General features: G+C 73.5%; 16 protein-coding genes. 4 read left to right on the top strand and 12 right to left on the bottom strand.

Annotated elements, in window-relative coordinates; all coding sequences use genetic code 11:
• Positions 1–51: 51 nt before the first annotated feature.
• From PE066_RS17700 to PE066_RS17755, 12 genes are all read right to left on the bottom strand, one after another.
• Positions 52–1,098, bottom strand: coding sequence for a GNAT family N-acetyltransferase (locus tag PE066_RS17700; protein WP_271233843.1), 1,047 nt, complete (start codon positions 1,096–1,098; stop codon positions 52–54).
• Between the two features lie 80 nt (positions 1,099–1,178).
• Positions 1,179–2,186: an NAD-dependent epimerase/dehydratase family protein gene (locus tag PE066_RS17705; RefSeq protein WP_271233844.1), complete on the bottom strand. Its 1,008-nt coding sequence runs from the start codon at positions 2,184–2,186 to the stop codon at positions 1,179–1,181.
• Positions 2,187–2,241: 55 nt separating this feature from the next.
• Positions 2,242–3,927: an FAD-dependent oxidoreductase gene (locus PE066_RS17710; RefSeq protein ID WP_271233845.1), complete on the bottom strand. Its 1,686-nt coding sequence runs from the start codon at positions 3,925–3,927 to the stop codon at positions 2,242–2,244.
• Positions 3,924–5,171 carry a glycosyltransferase family 4 protein gene (locus PE066_RS17715; RefSeq protein ID WP_271233846.1) on the bottom strand — a complete coding sequence of 416 codons (1,248 nt, stop codon included), beginning with the start codon at positions 5,169–5,171 and terminating at the stop codon, positions 3,924–3,926. The genes PE066_RS17710 and PE066_RS17715 overlap by 4 nt, the downstream gene beginning before the upstream one ends.
• Positions 5,168–6,226 (bottom strand): glycosyltransferase family 2 protein, encoded by a 1,059-nt coding sequence (locus PE066_RS17720; protein ID WP_271233847.1) that lies wholly within the window; start codon positions 6,224–6,226, stop codon positions 5,168–5,170. The genes PE066_RS17715 and PE066_RS17720 overlap by 4 nt, the downstream gene beginning before the upstream one ends.
• A complete protein-coding gene (locus PE066_RS17725) occupies positions 6,223–7,185 on the bottom strand; it encodes a glycosyltransferase family 2 protein (protein WP_271233848.1) in 963 nt (320 codons plus the stop codon). The genes PE066_RS17720 and PE066_RS17725 overlap by 4 nt, the downstream gene beginning before the upstream one ends.
• Positions 7,182–8,624: an O-antigen ligase family protein gene (locus PE066_RS17730; RefSeq protein WP_271233849.1), complete on the bottom strand. Its 1,443-nt coding sequence runs from the start codon at positions 8,622–8,624 to the stop codon at positions 7,182–7,184. The genes PE066_RS17725 and PE066_RS17730 overlap by 4 nt, the downstream gene beginning before the upstream one ends.
• Positions 8,621–10,117, bottom strand: a complete 1,497-nt coding sequence (locus tag PE066_RS17735) for an oligosaccharide flippase family protein (RefSeq protein WP_271233850.1) — start codon at positions 10,115–10,117, stop codon at positions 8,621–8,623. The genes PE066_RS17730 and PE066_RS17735 overlap by 4 nt, the downstream gene beginning before the upstream one ends.
• Positions 10,114–10,410: a hypothetical protein gene (locus PE066_RS17740; protein ID WP_271233851.1), complete on the bottom strand. Its 297-nt coding sequence runs from the start codon at positions 10,408–10,410 to the stop codon at positions 10,114–10,116. Before PE066_RS17740 ends, PE066_RS17735 begins: the two co-directional genes overlap by 4 nt.
• 286 nt (positions 10,411–10,696) lie before the next feature.
• Positions 10,697–11,608, bottom strand: coding sequence for a DMT family transporter (locus tag PE066_RS17745; RefSeq protein WP_271233852.1), 912 nt, complete (start codon positions 11,606–11,608; stop codon positions 10,697–10,699).
• Entirely contained in the window at positions 11,605–12,099 is a 495-nt protein-coding gene (locus tag PE066_RS17750; RefSeq protein ID WP_271233853.1) for a methylated-DNA--[protein]-cysteine S-methyltransferase, read from the bottom strand. Before PE066_RS17750 ends, PE066_RS17745 begins: the two co-directional genes overlap by 4 nt.
• The gene (locus PE066_RS17755; protein ID WP_440480544.1) at positions 12,096–13,619 is read right to left on the bottom strand and encodes an Ada metal-binding domain-containing protein; all 1,524 of its coding nucleotides are present in this window, start codon (positions 13,617–13,619) and stop codon (positions 12,096–12,098) included. Before PE066_RS17755 ends, PE066_RS17750 begins: the two co-directional genes overlap by 4 nt.
• 102 nt (positions 13,620–13,721) lie before the next feature.
• Between PE066_RS17755 and PE066_RS17760 the strand changes: the two genes are divergently transcribed.
• The 4 genes from PE066_RS17760 to PE066_RS17775 all read left to right on the top strand — a co-directional run bounded on the left by PE066_RS17760 (position 13,722) and on the right by PE066_RS17775 (position 18,284).
• On the top strand, positions 13,722–15,104 hold the full coding sequence (locus PE066_RS17760) for a phosphomannomutase/phosphoglucomutase (RefSeq protein ID WP_271233855.1): 1,383 nt from the start codon (positions 13,722–13,724) through the stop codon (positions 15,102–15,104).
• A gap of 146 nt (positions 15,105–15,250) precedes the next feature.
• Positions 15,251–16,237 (top strand): lipopolysaccharide heptosyltransferase I, encoded by a 987-nt coding sequence (gene waaC, locus PE066_RS17765; protein ID WP_271233856.1) that lies wholly within the window; start codon positions 15,251–15,253, stop codon positions 16,235–16,237.
• Complete coding sequence (locus PE066_RS17770; RefSeq protein ID WP_271233857.1) at positions 16,234–17,517, top strand: 3-deoxy-D-manno-octulosonic acid transferase; 1,284 nt, start codon at positions 16,234–16,236, stop codon at positions 17,515–17,517. The genes waaC and PE066_RS17770 overlap by 4 nt, the downstream gene beginning before the upstream one ends.
• A gap of 47 nt (positions 17,518–17,564) precedes the next feature.
• Complete coding sequence (locus PE066_RS17775; protein ID WP_271233858.1) at positions 17,565–18,284, top strand: aldolase; 720 nt, start codon at positions 17,565–17,567, stop codon at positions 18,282–18,284.
• Positions 18,285–18,299: the final 15 nt, after the last annotated feature.

Here is an 18,299-nt window from a genome sequence, read left to right on the forward strand (position 1 = left end):
AATCGGGTTACGACAATTCGAGCCGCACAAGTTACGTTTGTTAGCGGCGCGTTACGACGAGGCGCGCCTCAGGTGGCGCAACAGCGGCCGGGCCGGCGCGGCCAGGGGCGAGGTCCGGACCCAGGCGCCGACGCGTTTCTTGAGCTGGCGCGCCAGCGTGAGCGGGGTCGGCCGGCTGACGATGCCTTCCAGCAGCGGCCAGCTGCAATCGGCGAAGCTGCGCTTGTAGCGCTCGTCGCCCTTGCCCAGGTCCAGCAGGGCGTGGCCCTGCGCGGCCGCCGCGCGCGCCACTTCCAGCAGCAGCAGCGAGCCGGGCGAGTACGGCGCGTGCGCCTGGCTGTAGACCGGGAACCACCAGTGCAGCACCTCGGGCGTGTGCATGCCGAAGTGCGCCGCCACCAGCGTGTCGCCCGCGTGCAGGGTGGACAGGCAGCCGCCGAAATCCGCATCGTCGGTGTCGCGCACCCGCCGCACCAGCGTCCGTGTCCACTCCCATGCAAAGAAGTCGAGCTGGCCGGTGCGCCGGCACTGCTCGGACTTGAGCCGGATCACCTCGTCGAAGGCCGCCGTGTCGCCGCCGCGCAGTTCGAACCGCAGCGGCCCCGCTTCGCGCTCGAGCTTGCGCAGCTTGCGCGGCAGCGTGGCCAGCGAACTGCCCTGGTCGAGCTTGGCCTGCAGCCAGGCCGGGTAGCCGCGCGACAGGTCCAGCCCCGGGGAACTGGCGCAGGTCACCGGCACCGGTGGGCGTTGCCAGGCCGCGAGGTGGTCGAACTGCCAGAACGACAGTCGGCAGCCCTTGAGCAGCTCGGCCCAGTCCCAGCGCGTGCCGGGCGCGGCCACCACGCCGTGGTGGTCCGACAGGCGCCCGCCGGCCGGCTGGCCGGCGCCCATCCGGTGCTGGAAAGGGAAGAAGCCGACCACCTTGTGGCCGTCTTCGAGCACTGCGACGCGCACGTCGGGCCGCGCGGCGGCGGCCGCCTGCGTGAACTGCCACGAGAAGCAGGGGCTGGCCAGGCTGGGATTGGCCTTTTGCAGGGCACGCCAGCGGGCCCGCTCGGGCGGCCCCAGTTCATGCGCCCGGATCACCGAAATCTTCATGGCTCTTGTTCGTCTCCCGGTGTTCGAGGCGCCGCGGGGGAGGGCGCCGCCTGCGCCCGCGCGCTGCGTCGCCCGCCTGCTCAATGGGCCGCGGCCACGGCGCGGACACGGCTGCGCGCCTGGCTTTCCTGTTCCAGGAACCAGGCCGCTGCCTCCTGCAGGGCGGCCGGGTACGGTGTCCAGTCCAGGCGCAGCTCGCCGGTGGCCGCGCGCGCATCCAGGTGCAGGTGCCGCTGCCACAGCGCCACCAGCCCCGGCGTGATCGGTTCGGGCAGGCCGCGCGGCGCGCGGCCCAGCCGCTGCAGGCCCTTGCGCAGCAGGTGCAGCGCCGGGCCGGCCAGGGCTGCGTCCAGCCGCAGCCGCCGCCCCGACAGGCGGCGCACCGGGGTGGCGCCGATCGCCAGCGCGAGGTCGATGAAGTACTCGTTCCAGCGCGGGCTGTCGGGCGCGGCCAGGTTGAAGCTGCGCCGCTCGCCGCGCGCCAGCGGCAGCTCGAGCGAGCGCAGCGCGGCGGTGCAGACGTCGTCCACGTGCACGAGGTTGGACCAGCCATCGCCCGCCACGCCCAGGTCGCCCAGCCGGCCGGCGCGCAGCCAGCGGCCGATCCGGCCGACCCACAGTTCGCTGCCGGGGCCCCACACGCAGCCCGGCCGCAGCACCACGGCCTGGCCGCCGCCGCGCGCGAACGCGGTCGCGTGCTGCTCGGCCTGCCGCTTGGCCTGGTCATACCAGCCCAGCAGCGGGCCAGGTGGGGCTTGTTCGGTGATGCGGCCTTCCAGCGCGCCGTAGGCCGACATGCTGCTCAGGTGCACCAGCCGCCGGCAGCGCGGCGAGGCCAGCGCCGCTTCCGCCAGCACCCGCGCGCCGTCGGCGATCGAGGTGCCGTCGCCGGCGACGCAGTTGACCACCGCATCCATGCCGCGCAGCGCCTCCTGCACCGCGGCGCGATCGCGCGCATCGACGCGCAGCAGGCCGTCGGCCGGCACGGCGCGCGAGGAGGCCACGATCGCCTCGTGGCCGGCGGTCCGCAGCAGCGCGACCAGCCGAGAGCCGATGTAGCCGCGGCCGCCCAGCACCAGCACCTTCATTCGGAAACCTCCGTGCTGCGCACTGCGGTATTCGCCTTGGGAGCGGCCCTGCGGCTCATGCGAACACCTCCTCGGCCGCGGCCCGGCGCGGCTGCAGGCGCCGGGCCAGCCGGTCGGCCAGGCGCAGCGACAGCGCCACGATGGTCAGCGTCGGGTTGGCCTGGCTGGAGGTCGGGAACACCGCGCTGCCGGCCACGTACAGGTTGTCCACCCCGTGCAGCTTGCAGTCGGCATCGACCACGCTGGTGCGCGGGTCGCTGCCCATGCGGGCCGTGCCGACGTGGTGGCCGCCATAGGCGCCGTAGCGCAGCAGGTCTTCTTCCAGCGTGGCCGGGTCGTACTCGAAGCGGCCGACGCCGGTGCGCGCCAGTTCGGCGGCGATCAGGTCCAGCGTGCGCGCGATCGACTCGATGTCGCCGCGCCCGTAGCGCCAGTCCACCCGCAGCTTGCGCATGCCCAGGGCATCGACCGCGGACGTCAGGTGCACCCGGCTGGAGGCCAGCGGCTGCTGCTCGCCCTGCACCTCCAGGCTGAAGCGGTTGCTGCGGTTGCGCAGGATCACCGAGGGGAACTTGCGCTGCGCCAGGGTGCGCTTGCGCAGCCAGTGGGCCAGGAAGGCGGCAGTGTCGCCGGGGTCGCGTGCGACGTTCAGCGCATGCCGTGCCCAGTCGGCGGCGCTGAGCGGCTGCGTGTCGCGCAGCCGCTTGCCGTACTCGTAGCTGATCAGGCCCTTGGCCAGCAGCAGCCCCGACAGCACGCCGCTGCGGTGCGCCGGGTCGGTGATGCGGGGGAAGTGCAGGCGCGCCACCGCGTTGAGCAGGCCGTGGCGGCGCTGCTGCACCGGATCGATGGCGATGCGGCGGCGGCAGTAGACGCCGTCGGCCGCCACCTCGTAGCCGTGGCGCACGCCATCGACGCTGCCGGCCACGGTGAGGGTGCCGACGTTGCCGGCGATGTGGCACTGGTAGTAGCGGCCGACCACGTCGTGCGCATTGCCCACGCCCTGCGGCGCCACGTCGCTGGAGTGCAGCAGCAGCCGCGCCGTCTCGAGTCCGCCGGCAGCCAGCACCACGGCCCGCGCCGCCACCTGGAAGCGGTTGCCGGCCAGCGTGGCGACCTCGAGCGCGCGCACGCCGCTGCCGCTCGCATCGAGCCGGATCGCGGTGCAGTGCGCGCCGGACAGCACGCGCACGTCGGGCGCGACCTCCAGCCGCTTGCGGTAGCGCACGCCGAAGTCGGTCGGGCAGGAAAAGCGCTCCAGCCCGTGGGTGCGGACGATGTCGCTGTCGAAGCCGGCGAACAGCGGCGGCGCCAGCGGCAGCGCGGTCCGCGCGTCGTAGGCATAGCAGCCGGCTTCGGCCCAGGCGTTGGCCCGCGCGTAGTAGGGCTGCAGCCCTTCGTGCGAGATCGGCCAGCCGCTGTGCGGCACCCAGGACCGGGCCTCGAAGTCGATCGGATCGAACGGCATGCAGCGGCCGCCCCACAGGCTGGTGGAGCCGCCCAGGCCGCGCAGGCGGTAGCGGTGCAGCGGGCTGTGCAGGCGCTCGTCGGCCACCTCGCCTTCGTAGTGCGCCTGGGCCTGGCCGTCGCGCGTGCGCTCGCCGGCCTCCAGCAGCAGCACCGACAGGCCGCGACCGGACAGCGACAGCGCCAGCGGGATGCCGGCGGCGCCGGCACCGACCACGCAGACGTCGGCGTCCAGCACGGTGCCGCGCGGCACGGCGTTGGCGTGCCCGATCACGGCGCGATCCCTCCGGCCGGCGCCTCGCGCGGCCGCCGCGGCGCCGCTCCCCGCGGCTGCGCCGGGGCATCCGGCGCCGGCGCCGACTGCGCGCTCAGGCCGAAGTGCCGCTGGTGGATGCGAGCGATGGCGGCCGAGAAGCGCGCCAGCGAGAAGCGGGCCTCGTGCAGCGCACGGCCGTTGTGCTCCAGGCGCTCGCGCAGCTCGGGTTCGGCCAGCACCTGGCCCAGGCCGCGGGCGATGCTGGCCGGATCGCCGGGCTCCACGAACACGGCGTCGCGCAGGTGGGCCAGCACGTGCGGGATCTCGCCGACCGGCGTGCACACCACCGCCACGCCGTGCGCCAGCGCCTCGAGGATCGCCAGCGGCAGGCCTTCGTCGTAGGACGGCAGCACCAGCGCATCGGCCTCGGCCAGCAGCCGGCCCAGCTGCGCCTGGTCGGCCCAGCCGTGGAAGTGCACCCTGTGCGCCACCCGCAGCCGCTCGGCGTGCGCCGCATAGCCGGCCGTGTCGCCGCCGCCGGCGAGCGTCAGGCGCAGCGGCAGGCGGGCCAGCGCCGGCTGGGCCAGTGCCTGCAGCAGGTCGGCCACGCCCTTGCGCTCGGACAGGTTGCCGACGAACAGCACCTGAAACGCCTCGCGCTCGCGGGCCCTGCGGCGCGGCACGGCCGGATCGGGCACGCCGTTGATGACCACCTCGACCCGTTCGGCCGGCACCCGCAAGTCGCGCGTGACGAAGGCGGCCGACACCTGGCCCAGCACCACGCAGGCGCGCGGCAGCGAGAAGATCCAGCGCACCAGCGCCTGCAGCGGCCGCGGCAAGCGCGCATAGCTGTGGTGCAGCTGCGCCGCGTGCAGGTGCAGCACGGTCGGGATGCCCAGCGCGCGGCAGGCCACCAGCACAAGGGACTCGCGCACGAAGTCCAGCCGCTCGGCCATGTTGACGTGCACGCCGGCCAGCTGCCCGCCCAGGCGCGCGCGCGCCAGTTGGACCACCGCGCGCAGCACCTGCAACAGCGAGGCGGCGGCGTTGCCGCTGCCGCGCGTGTCCAGCGGCCGCAGCACCGGCCCGCCCTCGGCTGCGGCCTGCGACTGGATCAGGTAGTCGGCGACCTTGAACATGCCGCCGCCCACCGGGGTCCAGGGCACGGCGATGTAGATGAAGCGGCCCGGCTGCGCGCGCGTCTCGCCGGCATCGCGGGAGGGGAGGTCGAGGGTGGAGGAGCGGTCCATCGGCCGGGTCATGAGCACATTTCCTGGCCGTGGCGGGCCGCGGGGTGGGGGTCCTTGATCACGAGGCTGGGGATCAGCGCCCGCGGCGGGCGGCGCGGCGCCAGCAGGCCGCGCACCACCCCGGCCGCGTGCACGTTCCAGGCCAGCACGGAATAGACGGCGCGGGCGAGCGAGCGCTTGCGCCAGGCCATCGTGGCGAACGGCGCCGCCAGCAGCGCGGCGAACAGCAGCGCGGCGCTGCGCTGCGGCAGGGGCCACAGCGGCGCGCTGGCCAGCAGCAGCCACCAGCCGATCACCGCCAGGTACAGGCGCAGCTCGCGCAGCCCGCGCAGCACCGCCCGGGCATGGCCCTGGCCGAGCGCCGCGCGCAGCACCTCGCCGGCGCCGCACGCATAGCGCGTGCGCCAGCGGCGCAGCAGCAGGCGGTAGGGCGGCGAATCATGGCCGTAGTGGGTGACGGCATCGATCGGCAGCCGCCACAGCTTCCAGCCGCGCGCGCGCAGCCGCACCGCCAGGTCGAATTCCTCGTAGCTGTGCAGGTTGCGGTCGGAGAACCAGCCGGCCTCCTCGATGGCGCAGCGCCGGTACAGCCCGCCGCCGTCCAGCCGGTCGACCGGCCCGGGCGCGCGGTGCGCTTCGCTGCGGCGGCTGCGCTCGGTGCGTTCGCGGTACTCCAGGCTTTCGGTGTTGAGCTCCACCACGCGCCCGGCCACGCCGGCGATCTCGGGGTGCTGGGCCAGGAACGCCAGGGCCTGCTCGAGGAAGCCGGGCACCATCTTCATGTCGCCGTCGATGATCTGCACGTATTCGCCGTCGGCGTGCTGCCAGCCCAGCTGGGGGCCGGTGCCGCAGCTGCGCTCGGCCGGTCGCGCCAGCTGCACGATCCGGATCGGGTAGCGGGCCGCCACCTGCACGGTCCGGTCGGTCGAGGCCGAGTCGGCCAGCACCACCTCACCGTCCAGTCCGGCCAGCGCGGCCAGGCAGCTCTCGATCGCCGCGGCGATGTTCGCCTCCTCGTTGAGCGCCTTGATGACGATCGAGACGCGGCAGGGCGAACTGCGGGTCATGGGCCCTCCGGCGAGAACACCTCGGCGCTGCGCAGGCGCCAGCGCTGCCAGCTGTCGGCCACGCGCGCCGGCATGAACAGGGCCATCAGCAGCGTCAGCTGCCAGCGCCGCGTCAGCGCCACCCGGCGCGCGTCGAGCAGGAAGCGCAGCGCGGTGCGGCGGTCGCCCAAGGCCAGCGCTTCGCGCGCCAGCGTCACCTCCTGCTGGCCGACGAACCACAGCGCCGATTCGCGGTGCCGCGGCGGGATGCGGCCGGCGCGCGCGTCGTCGCGCATCTGCTGCAGGAAGCGCGGCAGCGTGTGGCGCGGCTGGCGCGCCGACAGGCTGTCGGACAGCACGCGGTTGGCCGCGAACGGCGCGTTGACGATCGCCACCGGCGAGGTGTCGGCGACCCGGAACCACAGGTCCAGGTCCTCGCCGTAGTGGTCGCCCTCGGCGAAGCACGGCTGCATGTCCTTCAGCCGCGCGGCGCGGATCGCCACGCTGCTGCTGCAAAAGGGCGAGGTGCGCATCCAGCGCTGGCGCAGGTCGTCCACCACCTCGACCTCGTAGAAGTTGTCGGTCACCGGCCAGGGCTCGGGATCGGCGCCCATCAGGTGCGGCACCTTGCGGAAACCGGTGCCCAGCAGGTCGGCCTCGGGGCAGGCCTGGTGCGCCTGGGCCAGCGCGGCCAGCATCTCGGGGTGGTACCAGTCGTCGGCATCGAGCAGGGCGATCCAGTCGCCGCTGGCCTCGGCGATGCCGCGGTTGCGCGCGGCCGAAACGCCCGCGTTGGACTGGCGCAGCAGCCGCACGCGCGGGTCGCCGATGCTTTCGACCGCGGCGGCGCTGCCGTCGGTGGAGCCGTCGTCGACCACGATCACCTCGTGCGGCGGCAGCGTCTGGGCCAGCACCGAGCGCACTGCGCTGTGCACGTAGCGGGCCTTGTTGTACAGGGGCATGACGACGGAAAACTTCATGGCGCGGTCCTGGTCCTGAGGGTCGGTTCGATCGGCACCACCGGCGCCGCGCGCGCCTGCACGCGGGCAGCCGCGCCGGATGCGACGGCGACGATGAGGAGGAAGTGGGTCATCACGTGGCTGCCGTAGTCGATCAGGATCAGCGGCACCTCGCTGATCGACAGCAGGGCCTGGCTCACGTACAGCGCCAGGCTCAGCCCGCCGGTGGCGCGCGCGTAGCGGAACGCCATCACGGTCAGCACCAGGGCGTACAGCACCAGGCCGACCGCACCCACCGTGCCGGAGCGCGCCAGCGTGTCGATCATCTGGTTGTGGGCGTGGGTGGCCTGCGGCATGCCGATCGCCTCGCGGTAGCCAGCGTCCCACAGCGTCAGGCCGTAGCCGAACACCGGCTGGCGCGCCCATTCCTCCATGGCCACCACCCAGATGCGGTCGCGGCCGGTCAGCGAGGCGAGCTGGGCGCCTTCGCGGGTGTCGAAGAAGTCGGTGATCGCCGTCGGCAGGTCGAACGCCAGCACCGCCACCAGCGCCGCCAGCACCGCGCCGATCACCAGCAGGCACAGGCCGACGCCGAACGAGCTGCGGCGCGGGTCGCCGGCGCGCTGCATGGCGTCGGGCGCGCGCCGCACCGCCATCAGGCAGGTGCCGCTGAGCAGGAAGCACAGCCAGGCCGTCTTGGACTGCGCCAGGAACAGCGCGCCCAGCCCCAGGCCCCAGCAGGCCGCGTTGAGCCAGCCGTGCTTGAGGGGCCGCGCCCACAGGATCACCAGTGCGGTCTGCGCCAGCATGCCCATGCCGACCGCGTGCGTGGCCAGCCCGCCGAAGCGCGGCAGGCCGGGGATCAGGCCCTGCGTGTACGAGGTGTCCAGTACCAGCGAGGGCATCACCGGGATCAGTGCGGCGCTGGCCAGCAGGAAGACGAACAGCGCGTTGCGCGTGACCGCGAAGATGCGCTCGCGGTCGCCGGGGCCGGCCAGTGAGCAGGCCAGGCCCAGCAGGAGCGGGTAGAGGTATTCGTGCGACAGGCTCGGGTGCGAGCTGAACACCGCCGGCGCGGCCACCGTGGTCAGCCAGAAGAACAGGAAGGTCCACGTCAGCATCGGCGCCGGCACCGGCTTGCGCTGCACGACGTGGCTGACCATGCGTTCCAGGCACACCGCGATCAGCATCAGCGAGACGCCGCGCTGGACCCAGGCCAGCAGCGGATGGCGGGTCGATTCCACCAGCGACTGGACTTCGCGCTGCAGTGCCAGGAAGGACTGGGTCAGGTCGCGGCCGGACAGCAGCACCTCCATCGCGGAGAGCACCAGCAGGGCCGGGAACACCAGCCACACCAGGCCGTCGCGGCCCAGCTTGAACGGCTCGGGGCGCGCCGTTTCGCGCGCGGTCACCGTGGTGGCTTCGGCGGCGCCCGGCCGGCGCACGGTCTTGCGGTTCATGGATGCACCTCCGGACCGGCGGCGGCCCAGCGCGGCCCCGGCAGCAGGCGGGCGAGCACGCCGCGCGCCTCGGGGCCCAGCACCTGCGGACGGGCGAACACCAGCGCAGCCACGACGGCGGCGCCGGTGCCGGCCCCGGCCAGCAGCGTCAGCAGCGGATGACCCAGCGGCGCGGCGGCCGCGCGTCCGGCCATCACCGCGGCGCCGGCCAGGGCGCCGAGCGCCACGCCGCGCAACGCGAACGGCAGCAGCTCGCGCCCGCGCATCTGAAAGGCGGCCAGGCAGGTGGCGACCACCACGCCGGCGCGGGCGAAGATCAGCACCGCCGAGGCGAACACCACGGCATGCAGGCCGCCGTGCAGCGCCAGCAGCCACCAGGCGGGCAGCGCCAGCAGCAGCAGCGGCAACTGCAGCGCGGCTTCCAGGTGCTTGCGCTGCGTGTTCCACAGCACCGGCGTGGACAGGCCCAGGCAGGCCCAGGCCGGCACGCACAGGAACAGCACGGCCATCACCCAGCCGGCATCCAGCCAGGCGCTGCCGTACAGCACGCGCACCAGGTCGCCGGCCAGCAGCGACATCATCACGGCGGCCGGCGTCAGCAGCACCAGCACGCAGGCCAGCACCGTCAGCCAGACGCGGGCCAGCTGCTGCGGCTCGTCCTGCAGGCGCGCGCCGGCGGCCAGGAAGGTCGGCTGCATGGCGTGCACCAGCAGCACGTTGGGGATCGAGGCGATGTTGTAGGCCACGCCGTAGAGGCCCACCGCATGGGTCGTGAGCAGGCGGCCGATCACGATGCGGTCCATGTTGGACAGCAGCCAGTTGACGATGTTGGTCAGGAACACGGTGCGGCCGGTGTCCAGCGTGTCGCGGGCCAGCGGGTGGTGCAGCAGCGGGCGGATCGAGTGCGGGCGGGCGGCGAAGGCGCCGACCAGCGCGACTGCGGCCTGCACCACGCAGGCGGCGGCCAGCGCCTGCGCGCCGTAACCCTGCAGCGCCATCGGCACGCCCACCACGAGGTAGCCGGCGGCGTAGCTGGCCATCTGCAGCAGGCCGAGCACGCGGAAGTTGAGGTCGCGCTGCAGCAGGCAGGTGGCCGGCCCGGCCAGCGCCATCAGCAGGCAGGCCGCGGCCAGCCAGTGCACCATGTGCTCGATGCGGGCGTCGCCGAAGTAGCTGGCGATCCAGCCGGCGCTGGCGTACATCGCGCCGGCGCACAGCACGCCGGCGATGAGCTGCCAGGTGAAGGCGAAGCGCACGTCCTCGGCGTCCACCTCCTTCTGCAGCATCAGGATGTAGCTGAAAGCGTTGCCCGACAGGAAGGCCGCGAACGTGAGCACCACCAGCCCGATGCCGTAGACACCGTAGTTGCCGGGGCCCAGCAGCCGCGCGAGCACGACCTGCGCCACGAACTGCAGCACGAAGCGGCCCGCGGTGGTGAGCGCGCTCCACTTGAACGCGCGCTCGGCGAGCGATCGGAGGGCACCCGGCGTCATCGCTCGCCCGCGTCCCAGCGCCGCAGCACGATGCCGGCCATCAGGGCCAGCGCCGCCAGCAGCATGCCCCGGGTGGTCTGGCGTTCGGGCTCCGTGTCGGAGGCAGGCGGCGCCTCGTCGTCCTGCAGCGCGACGACGACGACGGGGCCGTGCCCGGCTGTGCCCCTGGCAGCTGCCTTGGCCGGCGCGGCCAGCGTGGCGTGCAGCACCGGCTGCGGCCCGGGCGTTGTTGCCTGTGCGGGTCCCGCGGCAGGCCCGCCGGCCCAGGCCGGCTGCAGAGCCATGCAGAGCATGAGCGCGGGGAGGGTTCGGTGCATCACTTCGTCCTGGCCATCCGTCATTGCAGACGATTCTCAAACAACCCCCTTCCCCAATGGGGCGATGCATCCAGGGGGGTCATGGCTCTTTCAGGCTATTGCCGGAAGAGCTTGGCGGATGGGTTGCGCGGATGGGCTTGCGGCACGCGATTCGCCACCCCCGCGAACGCGGAGGGTCCACGCAGGCGCCCACACGCATTGCGCGTTGGGCTTCCCGCTCTTGGGTTGGCGGGAGCGACTCTTGCTGGGGTTGCGGCTGGGCCTAAGCCGTCCTCATCCGTCCCCAGCGCAACAGGCCGGTGGACAGCGCGGTGCCGATCACGATCACGGCGGCGCACACCACCATCCACGCGGTCACCGCCTCGGCCAGGAACAGCACGCCGTAGAGCACGGCGAACACCGGCACGACGAAGGTGACGGCCAGCGCGCGCGCCGGGCCCGCTTCCTCGATCAGCCGGAAGTAGAGGATGTAGGCCAGGCCGGTGCAGACCACCGCCAGCGCGACCAGCGCGAGCCAGGCCCGCGCACCGGGCAGCTGCTGCGGCCAGTACCAGATCGCCGGCAGTGCGAGCGCGGCGGTGGCGCCGAGCTGGCTGCCCGCTGCGGTCATCAGCGGCGGCAGGCCGGACAGGTACTTCTTGGTCGCGCTGGCGGCGATGCCGTAGCAGAGCGTCGCCAGCAGGCAGGCGGCCACCGCCCAGCCGGGCGCGGCCGTCGCGGTAGCGAGCGTGAAGCTGGACTTGTCGGTCGCCAGCAGCGCCACGCCGGCGAAGCCGACGACCAGCCCGAGCGCGCGCACGGGCGCGGGCCTGTCCTTCAGCCAGGCCCAGGCGATCAAGGCGCCGAACAGCGGCACGGTGGCGTTGAGGATGGCCGACAGCCCGGTGGTGATCGACATCACCGCAAACGAGAAGAGAGCGAACGGAATGCCCGAGTTGACCAGCCCGACCGCGCACACCCGGAACCAGTGCTTCCGTAGTTGCGGGCCCAGCCCGCGCCAGACCACCAGCGGCAGCAGGAAGGCAGCGGCGATGGCCACGCGCAAGGCCGCGGTCGCGACCGGGCCGAACTCGACCACGGCCAGCCGCATGAACAGGAAGGAGCCGCCCCAGATCGCGGCCAGCAGCACGAAGTCGATCACCCAGGCGCGCGGCCCGCGCCGGCCGGCGCTCACATGAGCCCCTCGATGCGCAGCAAGGCGGTCTTGCGCTCCAGCCCGCCCGCATAGCCGGTCAGCGAGCCGTCGGCGCCCAGCACGCGATGGCAGGGCACGACGATGCAGACCGGGTTGCGGCCAACTGCGGCGCCGACGGCACGCACCGCGGTGCTGCGGCCGATGCCGGCCCCGAGCTGGCCATAGGTGCGGCGTTCGCCGCACGGAATGCGAAGCAGGGCCTGCCAGACCGACTGCTGGAACGGCGTGCCGCCCTGCAGGTCCAGCGGCAGGTCGAACGTCGTGCGGCGGCCGGCGAAGTACTCGTCGAGTTGCCGCATGGTGCGGACCAGCACCGGGTGCGCGGGGTCGAAGCGCCAGCCGGCGGCATCGGGATGGTGGCGCTGGCCGTCGAACCACAGGCCGGCCAAACCGCGGTCGGTGGCCGCGAGCAGCATGCCGCCCAGCGGGCTGGAGTGGCGCGCGGCCACCAGGGAGGGATCGAATTTCATGGTCGGGTGCCCGGTGGAGGGGGAAGGGCCAGGCCGGCCCAGGCGCGGACCACGGCGTAGCTGCGCCAGGGCTTCCAGGCCTGCGAGGCGGCTTCGGCGGCGCGCGCGGCCTGGCGCTGGTGCTGCACGCCCAGCGCTTTCTGCAAGGCGACGTCGCCGGCCGGGAAGGCATCGGGCCAGCGCAGGGCGCGCATGGCGATGTACTGCGCCGTCCAGTCGCCGATGCCGGGCAACTGCTTCAAAGCGTGGATCGTCGCCTGCACGTCGGCGCCGCCGTGCAGCGGCAGCGTGCCCGACTGCACGGCGCGCGCCAGCGCGACGATGGCGGCCTGCCGCTGGCGCACGATGCCCAGCGTGCCGAGCGGGTCGCCCTCGGCGTGGGCCAGCGCCGCCGGTGTCGGGAACAGCCGCGTCAGGCCGGGCTGCCCGGTGTCGACCGGCTCGCCGAAACGTTCGACCAGCCGGTGCGCCAGGGTGCGGGCGGCGGCCACGGTGATCTGCTGGCCGAGCACGGCGCGCACCGCCAGCTCCCAGCCGCTGAAGGCGCCCGGCACGCGCAGCCCGTCGCGGCCGGGGAAGGCCTCGTGCAGCACCGCATTGACCGCCAGCGGATCGCAGTCCAGGTCGAGCGCGGCGCGCGTGCGGCGGATGACCTGGGGCAGCGCCTCGTGCAGCGATTCGCTCACGCGCAGCAGCAACTGGTGGTGCGCGATGTCGAAGCGCGCCTCGATCCAGCCGGCGTGCTCGCGCCCGGCGACGCTGGCCTGCAGCGTGCGCAGCAGGCGGCCGCCGGCCGGGTCGGGCACCACGAGTTCCATGCCGGCGATGGCGCGCTGGCCGAAGAAGCCCAGCATGGCCGCGGTGTCGTAGGGCGGCCGCCAGCCCAGCCGCACCTGCAGGCCTTCCTGCCCGGGCTGTGCGCCTTCGCGCCGCAGCCGCGTCGGCGCCAGGCCGTAGTGCTGCACGAAGGCGGCATTGAACCGGCGCAGGCTGCCGAAGCCGCTGACCAGCGCCACCTGGGTGATCGGCAGCCGGGTGTCGGCCAGCAGCTGCTTGGCGGTGAGCAGGCGGCGCGTCTGCAGGTACTGCAGCGGCGAGACGCCGAACTGGGCCTCGAAGATGCGGCGCACGTGGCGCTCGCTCACGCCCAGCCGTGCCGCCAGGTGCTCGACGGTCGGAACCGAGCCGTTCCAGGCCTCGGGCTCGTCCAGCAGCCGGGCCGCCTGCTGGGCCAGGATGCTGCCGGCATCCTGCATCGACCAGGCCAGCGCATGCGGCGCCAGCTCGGGCCGGCAGCGCAGGCAGGGGCGGAAACCCGCCCGCTCGGCCTGCGCGGCGTGGGCGAAGAAGCGGCAGTTCTCGCGCCGCGGCGTGCGCACCTTGCAAACCGGACGGCAGTAGATGCCGGTCGAGGTGACGCCGGTGAAGAAGCGGCCGTCGAAGCGCGCGTCGCGTGCCTTCAGCGCCAGGTAGCAGGCGTCGGGCTGGAGCGTGTCTTCGGGGGGCATGGCGCTCATCATAGGTGCGCGCCCGGTGCGGACTCGCCATTTCCGGACATGTGCCTGCGGCCGGCCTGCCTAGAATGGCCGGCTTCCCTTCACGCACCACAGGCAGTCCTCCCCATGCAAGTCGACGCATCCATCTTCAAGGCCTACGACGTCCGCGGCATCGTGCCCGCGACGCTGGATGAGGCGGTCGCCGAAGGGCTGGGGCGGGCCTTCGGCACGCTGGCGCGCAAGGAAGGCGAGACCACGGTGGCCGTGGGTCGCGACGGCCGGCTGTCGGGGCCGTCGCTGTCGGCGGCGCTGGTGCGCGGCCTCGTGGCGGCCGGCGTGGACGTGATCGACGTCGGCGTGGTCACCACCCCCATGCTGTACTTCGCCGGCAGCACGTTGTGCAACAGCGGCATCCAGGTCACCGGCAGCCACAACCCCAAGGACTACAACGGCTTCAAGATGGTGCTGGCCGGCCGCGCCATCTTCGGCGAGGAGATCCAGGCCCTGCGGCGCGTGATGGAGCAGGAGGCGTGGGACACCGGCGGCAGCGGCAAGGTGCGCAACATCAACGTGTTCGGGCCGTATCGCGACCGCATCGCCGGCGACGTCAAGCTGGCGCGGCGCATGAAGATCGTGGTCGATTCCGGCAACGGCGTGGCCGGCGCCTCGGCCCCGGCCATCTTCCGCGCGCTCGGCTGCGAGGTGATCGAGCTGTTCAGCGAGGTCGACGGCAACTTCCCGAACCACCACCCCGACCCGAGCAAGCCGGAGAACCTGAAGGACCTGATCGCCGCGCTGCAGTCCAGCGGCGCCGAGCTGGGGCTGGCCTTCGACGGCGACGGCGACCGGCTGGGCATCGTCACCCGCAGCGGCCAGAACATCTTCCCCGACCGGCAGATGATGCTGTTCGCGCGCGACGTGCTCAGCCGCGTGCCGGGCGGCACCATCCTGTTCGACGTCAAGTGCACGCAGCGGCTGGCGCCGGTCATCCGCGAGGCCGGCGGCACGCCGCTGATGTACAAGACCGGCCACTCGCTGATCAAGGCCAAGATGAAGGAAGTCGGCTCCCCGCTGGGCGGCGAGATGAGCGGGCACGTGTTCTTCAAGGAGCGCTGGTTCGGCTTCGACGACGGCACCTACGCCGGCGCCCGCCTGCTGGAGATCCTGTCGCGCGAGGCCGACCCGAGCGCGGTGCTGGAGGCGCTGCCCACCAGCTTCTCGACGCCCGAGCTGAACGTGAAGTGCGCCGAGGGCGAGCCGCACCGGCTGGTGGCCGAGATGATGGCCAAGGCGCAGTTCGCGTCGCCGGCCGAGGTGTCGACCATCGACGGCGTGCGGGTGGACTGGCCCGACGGCTTCGGCCTGGTGCGCGCGTCCAACACCACGCCGGTGCTGGTGCTGCGTTTCGAAGGGCAGACCGAGGCGGCGCTGCACCGCATCGAAGGCGAGATGCTGGCGCTGCTGCGCAGCGTCAAGCCCGATGCGCAGTTCGCCGCGGCGGGGCACTGAGTTTCTTGTCATCCTCCGCGAAGGCGGAGGATCCAGCGCAACGCGCTCCCGCCTTCCCGTAGCCGCCGCCTTCGCGCGGCGTGACCGCGTTGCGCCGGGTCCCCGCCTGCGCGGGGACGACGGCGACTTGGCCCGACAATGCCCCCGTGGACATCCTCATCGTCAAGCTCTCGTCCCTCGGCGACGTGGTGCACGCCATGCCGGCGCTGCAGGACCTGCGCGCGGCGCGGCCCGATGCGCGCATCGACTGGGTGGTCGAGCGCGCCTTCGCCCCGCTGGTGCGGCGCTGCGAGGGCGTGAACCGGGTGATCGAGCTGCAGATGCGCCGCTGGCGCAAGGCGCCGCTGGCGCCGGTGACGCGGCAGGAATGGCGCGCGTTCCGCCAGGAGCTGCAGGCCCATCCCTACGATGCGGTGCTCGACCTGCAGGGCCTGACCAAGTCGGCGCTGGTCGCCCACACCTCGCGCCTGGCCGCCGGCGGCCGGCGCTTCGCGCTGGCCAACCGCACCGACGGCTCCAGCTACGAAGCGCCCACCCGCTGGGTGGCCGACGTGGCGGTGCGGGTGCCCGCCCGCAGCCACGCCGTGCAGCGCTCGCGCGAGCTGTGCGCAGCGGCGCTGGGCTACGAGTTGCCGCCGGTCCTGCACTACGGCCTGCGCGCCGAGCCGCAGCGCGACCCGGCCGACGCCCGCCCCTGCATCGCCTTCGTGCACGGCACCTCGCGCGACGACAAGTGCTGGCCGCAGGACCACTGGATCGACCTGGGCCGCCGGCTGGTCGGCGAGGGTTTCTCCATCGGCCTGCCGCACGGCAGCGAGGCCGAGCGGCAGCGCAGTGAAGCGATGGCGGCGGCGATCGGCCCGCACGCGCACGTGTGGCCGCGCCTGGACCTGGGCGCGCTGGCCGACCGGCTGGCTGCGTGCGCCGGCGTGGTCGGCGTCGACAGCGGGCTGAGCCACATCGCGGTGGCCCTGGCGTTGCCGCACGTGCAGATCTACAACTTCGACACCGCCTGGCGCACCGGCCCGGACGTGCCCGGCGTGCCGCCGGGGCGCCAGCGCAGCGTGTATGGTTCGCCGTGCCCGTCGCCGGCCGCCGTGTGGGACGCGTGGCGGGCCGTCAGCCCCCGATGATCCGACGCTTCTATTCGCTGGTGATGCGCGGCGCGCAGCCCCTGCTGCGCCGCAAGCTGCGTCGCCGCGGCGCGGCCGAGCCGGGCTACCTGGAAGCGGTCGACGAACGCTTCGGCATCTACCAGGAACCGGCCGTGCCCGGCGCCCTGTGGGTGCATGCGGTGTCGCTGGGCGAGACGCGCGCGGCGGCGATCCTGGTGCAGGCGCTGCGCGAGCGCCAGCCGTCGCTGCGCCTGCTGCTGACGCACGGCACCGCCACCGGCCGCGCCGAGGGCGCCAGGCTGCTGCAGGACGGCGACGTGCAGGCCTGGCTGCCCTGGGACACGCCGCAGGCGGTGCAGCGTTTCCTGGCGCATTTCCGGCCGGCCGCCGGCGTGCTGATGGAAACCGAGGTCTGGCCCAACCTGGCCGAAGCCTGCCGGCGCGCGCACGTGCCGCTGGCGCTGGCCAATGCGCGCCTGTCCGACAAGTCGCTGCGCCAGGCGCTGCGCATGAAGCGGCTGGCGCACCCGGCCTACGCGTCGCTGCGCGCCGTGTGGGCGCAGACCGAGGCCGACGCGCAGCGGCTGGCACGCACCGGCGCCCGCGTCTCCGGTGTGTTCGGCAACCTCAAGTTCGATGCGGATCCCGACGAGGACCAGCTCGCCCAGGGGCGGCAGTGGCGGCAGGGCCAGGCACGCCCGGTGCTGATGTTCGCCAGCTCGCGCGAGGGCGAGGAGGCGCAGCTGCTGCGCGTGCTCGCCGCGGCGCGTGCTGCGGACGAAGCCATGGGGCAGGGTGTGCAGTGGCTGCTGGTGCCGCGCCATCCGCAGCGCTTCGACGAAGTGGCCGCGCTGGCGCAGCAGGCCGGCCTGTCGGTGTCGCGCCGCAGCGCGTGGCCGCGGGAAGAGGGTCCGCAGCGCGCCGACGTCTGGGTCGGCGATTCGCTGGGCGAGATGGCGCTGTACTACGGCCTGGCCGACGTCGCGCTGCTGGGCGGCAGCTTCCTGCCGCTGGGCGGGCAGAACCTGATCGAGGCCGCCGCCTGCGGCTGCCCGGTGGTGATGGGGCCGCACACCTTCAACTTCGCCGAAGCCGCCGACAACGCCCAGGCCGCCGGTGCCGCGCTGCGCGTGGCGTCGCTGGACGAAGGCGTGCGCGCCGCGGTGCAGCTGGCGCTCGATGCGCCACGGCGCGCAGCGCATGCGCAAGCCGCCCTGCAATTCGCAGCCGCCCACCGCGGCGCCGCCGACCGCACGGCGCAGGCGGTGCTGAAGCTGGTTCGTCCTTTCTCGAAATGACGCCAGACTCCCGGAAACAACGAAGCCCCCACCCGCCCATGATCGCCATGCACCCGCAAGACTTCGAAGCCCCCGTCATCCGCCAGCTGCGCGAAGACCTCGCCCTCGCCCTGCGCGCGGCCGCGCACCACGGGCTGGCCGAGGGCGTGTGCAACCACTTCAGCGTGGAACTGCCGGACGGCTCCGGCCGCTTCCTGCTCAACCCGCGCGGGCTGCTGTGGCAGGAGATCGGCGCCGACGACATCGTGATGGTCGACGGGCACGGCGAGAAGCTGGCCGGCCGCCACGCGGTGGAGCCGACCGCCATGTTCATCCACGCCGCCGTGCACCGCATCGCCGGCAAGGCCTGCGTGCTGCACACCCACATGCCGTACGCGACGGCGCTGACGCTGACCGCGGACCGCGCGCTCGACACCACGCTGTCGCAGAACGCGATGCGCTTCCACGACCGCGTCGCGATCGACGACGCCTACAACGGCCTGGCGCTGGACACGTCCGAGGGCGAGCGCATCGCCCGCGCGATGGCCGGGCGCGACGTCGCCTTCCTCGGCAACCATGGCGTGATCGTCTGCGGCGACCGGATCGCCCACGCGTACGACGACCTGTACTACCTGGAGCGCGCCTGCCTGCACCAGGTGCTGGCTCAATCGACGGGCCGGCCGCTGGCGCCGGTGGCGGCCGAGCTGGCCCATAAGGTGGGCCAGCAGGCGCAGGGCGAGCGGCTGCAATCCGAGCTCTTCTTCGAGGCGCTGCGGCGCCTGCTGTGAACGCGATTTCCTCAC

Origin of the sequence: Ramlibacter tataouinensis (assembly GCF_027941915.1) — a bacterium.
In the GTDB taxonomy this organism is placed as follows: domain Bacteria; phylum Pseudomonadota; class Gammaproteobacteria; order Burkholderiales; family Burkholderiaceae_C; genus Ramlibacter; species Ramlibacter tataouinensis_C.